The following is a 5969-nucleotide window of genomic DNA, read 5'->3' on the forward strand; positions in this document are numbered from 1 at the left end:
CCCACCGCACCACGCGTCACACACCACAAACGCCCCTCAACCCCAGCACCCACCAACGCCTGCACCAAAGCCAACGAACCCGCCAGACCACCACCCACCACACCCGACGAAGACCCGCCCAACGCCAACAACGACAACACACCGGTGAGCTGGCCATCGCAGAAGCGCACGGCCTCGGAGAGCGATCGGGCCATGTCCGGCCGGTCGACGCCGGCCGTGTCCCACTGCATCGTCCTCACACGGGCACCGCGCCGGGTCAGCTCCTCCACCACGGGCGCCACCAGCTCGGCTGCCTCGTCCCCGGTTGCGGGCACCACCAGCAGCCAGTCCCCCGAGGTACGCGACGGCAACTCCTTCGACAGCGGCTGCCAATCGGCCCGGTACTGCCAGCCGTCCAGCCGGGAACGCTCGCGTCGCTGCTGCCGCCACGACGACAGCGCGGGCAACACGGCGCTCAAGGGCTCCTCGGTGGACACCTCCAGCGCAGATGCCAACGCCGTCAGGTCCCCGCCCTCGACCGCCTCCCAGAAGGCGGCCTCCGCCTGGTCCACGACCACCTCGGCCGCTGCCGGGGCGTCGAGCCAGTAGCGGCGCCGCTGGAAGGCGTACGTCGGCAGCTCGACCCGTGACGCGCCCGTCCCCTCGAAAACGCCGGCCCAGTCGACGTCCACGCCCTGGACCCACACCTCGGCAAGCGAGGCGTAGAACCGGTCCAGGCCACCCTCATTGCGGCGCAGCGTGCCCGCCACAACAGCGGATTCGGCCTGGTCCTGGACGCTCATCGTCAGCACGGGATGCGCACTGACCTCGATGAAGGTGCCGTGCCCCTGCGCGACCAGATCCTCGATCGCACCCTGGAAACGGACCGTCTGACGCAGGTTCCGATACCAATACCCGGCGTCGAGGGTCGTGGTGTCCAGCCAGTCACCGTTCACCGTGGAGAAGAACGGGACCCGTGCGGCCATGGGCTGTACGCGCGCCAACACCTCGGCGAGCTCGCCCTCGATCCGCTCCACATGCGAGGTGTGCGAGGCGTAATCCACCGCAACCCGGCGCGCCCGAACACCCTCCGCTTCGCACGCGGCGAGAAGCTCGTCCAACGCCTCCGGCTCACCCGCGACAACGGTGGAGGTCGGACCGTTCAGGGCCGCGACCTCCAGCCGACCAGCCCAGCCCACCAGACGGGACTCCACCTCCGCCAAAGGCAGCGCGACGGACATCATCCCGCCGAACCCGGCCAGGCTGCCCGCAATGGCCTGCGACCGCAGCGCCACCACACGAGCACCATCCTGCAACGACAGCCCGCCCGCGACACAAGCCGCAGCGATCTCACCCTGCGAATGACCCACCACAGCCGACGGCTTCACACCGAACGACTGCCACAACTCCGCCAGCGAGACCATCACAGCCCACGAAACGGGCTGGACCACATCCACCTGCTCAAACGACGGCGCACCCTCGACCTGGCGCACCACATCGAGCAGATCCCAGTCCACGAACTCCGCCAACGCCCGACCACACTCGGCCATCCGCCCGGCGAACACCGGCGAGGAATCCAGCAGATCCACCGCCATCCCCACCCACTGCGAACCCTGACCCGGGAACACGAACACCACCCGGCCGCCAGAGCCTGAAACCACACCCTCCACCAGACCCGAAGCCGGCAGGCCCCGAGTCAACGCGCCGAGGTCAAAGGTGAGTTCGGCGATGGAACGACCGATCACCACGGCGCGCTCCTCGAACGCGTTCCGTCCGGATGCCAACGACGAGCCCACGTCCACCGGCGACAGACCCGCACCGCCGGACTCGACGAGCGACACCAGCCGCGCGGCTTGGGCCCGCACGGCCTCGCCGCTCCGGCCCGACAGCACCCACGGCACCGCCATCGGCACCACCGGCTCCGCCGCCGCCTCAGCAACCTCGACCTCAGGAGCCTGCTCAAGGATCACGTGGGCGTTCGTACCGCTCACACCGAACGAGGACACACCCGCACGACGGACCTGGTCGACAGCGCCGGGCACCCACGCGCGGGATTCCGTCAACAGCTCGACCGCACCCTCCGACCAATCCACCTTCGACGACGGCTCACCCACGTGCAGGGTCTGCGGCAGCACCCCGTTGCGCATCGCCAGCACCATCTTGATCACACCGGCCACACCGGCCGCCGCCTGCGTGTGACCGATGTTCGACTTCAACGAGCCGAGCCACAGCGGCCGTTCGGCCGGACGCTCCTGCCCGTACGTCGCCAGCAGCGCCTGCGCCTCGATCGGGTCGCCCAAGGTCGTACCCGTACCGTGCGCCTCCACCACGTCCACATCAGCCGCCGACACACCCGCATTCGCAAGGGCCGCCCGGATGACACGCTGCTGCGAAGGACCGTTCGGAGCCGTCAGACCATTGCTCGCACCGTCCTGGTTCACCGCAGAGCCACGGATCACAGCCAGCACCGGATGACCGTTGCGCCGGGCGTCCGAGAGCCGCTCCAGCAGCAGCATGCCCGCGCCCTCGGCCCAAGCGGCACCGTCGGCCGTGTCCGAGAAGGACTTGCAGCGCCCGTCCGTCGCCAACCCGCGCTGCCGGCTGAACTCCACGAAGACCGACGGCGTGGACATCACGGTCACGCCGCCCGCCAGGGCGAGCGTGCACTCACCGTTGCGCAGCGACTGCACCGCCAGGTGCAGCGCCACCAGCGACGACGAACACGCCGTGTCCACCGTCACCGCAGGGCCTTCGAGGCCCAACGTGTACGCGACACGACCGGAGGCGACGCTGCCCGCGCTGCCCGCGCCGAGGGTGCCCTCGAACCCTTCGGGGGCGACCCGGATCCGCGAGCCGTAGTCGTTGTACATCACACCGGCGAAGACGCCCGCCCGACTGCCCCGCACTGAGCCCGGGGCGATCCCCGCCCGCTCGAAGGCCTCCCACGAGGTCTCCAGGAGCAGCCGCTGCTGCGGGTCCATGGCCAGGGCCTCGCGCGGCGAGATCCCGAAGAAGCCCGGGTCGAACTCCGCCGCGGAGTGCAGGAAGCCGCCCTCACGGACGTAGCTCGTCCCCTGGTTGTCCGGGTCGGGGTCGTACAGGTTCTCCAGGTCCCAGCCGCGGTCCATCGGGAACGGGGTGATCGCGTCCGTACGCGCCATGACCAGGTCCCACAGCTCGTCGGGCGTCGCGACGTCACCGGGGAATCGGCAGCTCATCGCGACGACGGCGATCGGGTCGTCGTCCGCGGCGACCCCCGAGGTGGTAACACCGTTGACGTGTGCGGGGGTTGTTGTTCCGTCCGTGACTTCCGCCAGTTCGGCGAGCAGATGGCGCACCAGAACGGCCGACGTGGGGTGGTCGAAGACCAGCGTGGCCGGGAGTCGTAGCCCGGTCGCCGCGTTCAGCCGGTTCCGGAGTTCGACGGCCATCAGCGAGTCGAATCCGAGCTCCTTGAACGGGCGGTCCTGCGCCACCGCGTCCGACGGGCCCCGTCCCAGCACGGTCGAGACGTGCCCGTGCACGAGTTCTGCGAGTACGCGCTCCCGCTCGTCCTCCGGGAGCCCCGACAAACGCCGGGCCAAACCGGTGGCGGCCTCCCCGGCCTCCGCGGCCCGGCGTCGGCGCACCGGTCCCCGGGCCAGGTCACGCAGGACCGGAGACACGGGAGCGTCCGAGGCGCGCAAGGCGGCCACATCGAACCGCACGGGCAACAGCAGCGGCTCGCCGGCCGCCACCGCGGTGTCGAAGAGCGCGAGTCCGTCCTCAGAGGACAGGGCGACCAGGCCGGAACGTGCGATGCGGGCGAGGTCCGTCTCGGCGAGCCGGCCCGTCATCGCACTGCGCTGCCCCCAGAAGCCCCACGCCAGCGACGTGGCCGGCAGTCCCTCGGCATGCCGGACGGCCGCCAGCGCGTCCAAGTAGGCGTTCGCGGCGGCGTAGTTGGCCTGTCCCGCGGTTCCCAGCACACCTGACGCCGAGGAGAACAGGACGAACGCCGACAGGCCCATGTCGCGCGTCAGCTCGTGCAGGTTCCACGCCGCGTCGGCCTTCGGCTCCAGTACGCGGTCGATCCGCTCGGGAGTCAGCGCGGGGACCAGTCCGTCATCGAGCACACCTGCCGCGTGCACGACGGCGGTCAGCGGATGCTCGGACGGGATCCGGTCCAGCAGGTCGGCCAGAGCGATTCGGTCCGCCACGTCACACGCGGCCACGGAGACGTCCGCCCCCAGCCCGGACAGGTCGGCCACCAGGTCCGTCACGCCCGGAGCGGTGTCGCCGCGGCGGCTGACGAGCAGCAGGTGTCGGACACCGTGTTCCGCGACGAGGTGCCGGGCGACCAGACCACCGAGGGTTCCGGTGGCACCGGTGAGCAGGACCGTTCCGTCCGACGCACCCCACCACGGGGCTTCGCCTTCGAGGGCGTCCCGCGCGGGCAGCGAGGCCGGCACGAGACGGGGCGCGTACCCCGCCCCGCGGCGCACGGCGACCTGCGGCTCGTCAGCGGCGAGCGCCTGCTCCAGGACGTCGCCGAAGAGCTCCTCCCCGTCCGTGTCCGTGTCCACGAGCACGAACCGGCCCGGGTTCTCCGTCTGCGCCACGCGCAGCAGGCCCCACACCGCAGCGGTCGCGGGGTCGGGTGCGAGGTCGTCGGCCCCCGTGGTGACCGCGCCGCGCATGACCAGGACCAGCCTGGAGGCCGCGAACCGCTCGTCCGCGAGCCACGCCTGCGTCAGCGCCAGCGCGTGGTGCAGGGCGGTGCGGGCCGAGCCGGCCGGGGCGCCGGGTTCGCCAGCCGGGGCTCCGAGGCGGGCCACGACGGTGTCGGGCACCGCGGCACCCGCTCCCACCGCCTCGGCCAGCAGGGCGAAGTCTCCGTACGACGCACGCGTCCCGGACGCGGCAGCACCGATGAAGGCCCATCCCGCACGGCCCCCGGCCGGAACCCCCTGCTGCGCCGGGGTCCACTGGACGCGGTACAACGCGTCGCGCTGCGCGCTCTGCGCGGCGGCGAGCTGCTGGGGGTCGACGGACCGGGTGAGCAGCGAATCGACCGAGGCCACCGGGTGGCCGGCGCCGTCGGCCACCGCCACGGTCACGGCGCCCGTGTCGGCGCCGGCGCCCGCAGGCGCCAGACGGACGCGGAGGGCGGACGCGCCGGCCGCGTACAGCGACACACCGCGCCACTCGAACGGCAGCCGTGCCAGGCCGTCGGGGAAGAATCCGCCCAGTCGCAGACCGTGCAACGCCGCGTCCAGCAGGGCCGGGTGCAGCCGGAACCGACCGGCGTCCCCTTGCGCCTCCTCCGGCAGGGCGACCTCGGCGAACACCTCGGCCCCGCGCCGCCACGCCGCCCGTACGCCCTGGAACACCGGGCCGTATCCGTGCCCGGCCTCGGCCAGGTCGTCGTACAACGTCGCCGTGTCCACCGGGACTGCACCGGCCGGGGGCCAGGTCGCAAGATCCACCGAGGGCTGCGGACCGCCCGCCGCGAGGACACCGGTGGCATGGCAGGTCCACGTCTCCTCGAAGGACGCCGCATCACCGCGCGAGTACACGCTCACCGCGCGTCGCCCGGTCCCGTCCGGCTCCGCGATGGTCACCCGCAGGTGTAGGCCACCGCTCTCCGGGAGGGTGAGCGGGGCTTCGAGCGTCAGCTCCTCCACGACCCCGCAACCGACCTCGTCGCCCGCCCGGACGGCGAGCTCCAGGAAGCCGGTTCCCGGCAGCAGCACGGTGGAACCGACCGCGTGGTCGGCCAGCCACGGGTGCGTGCGCAGCGAGAGTCGACCGGTGAAGACGGCTCCCTCGGAATGGGGAAGGTCCATCGCCGCTCCGAGCATGGGGTGCTCCGTCGACAGCAGGCCGACCGATCCCATGTCACCACGGGCTCCGGCCGGGGCGTCGAGCCAGTAGCGGCGCCGCTGGAACGCGTACGTCGGCAACTCGACCCGCGACGCACCCGTCCCCTCGAACGCCCGCGCCCAATC

1 protein-coding gene is annotated in these 5969 nt (G+C 71.9%); it reads right to left on the minus strand.

The genetic code is table 11. The features are described 5' to 3' along the window. Positions 1–5969, minus strand: a 5969-nt coding sequence (locus ACIQWR_RS41280) for a type I polyketide synthase (RefSeq protein ID WP_404021275.1), incomplete at both ends; no start/stop codon positions are given.

Source organism: Streptomyces sp. NPDC098789, from assembly GCF_044759975.1.
In the GTDB taxonomy this organism is placed as follows: domain Bacteria; phylum Actinomycetota; class Actinomycetes; order Streptomycetales; family Streptomycetaceae; genus Streptomyces.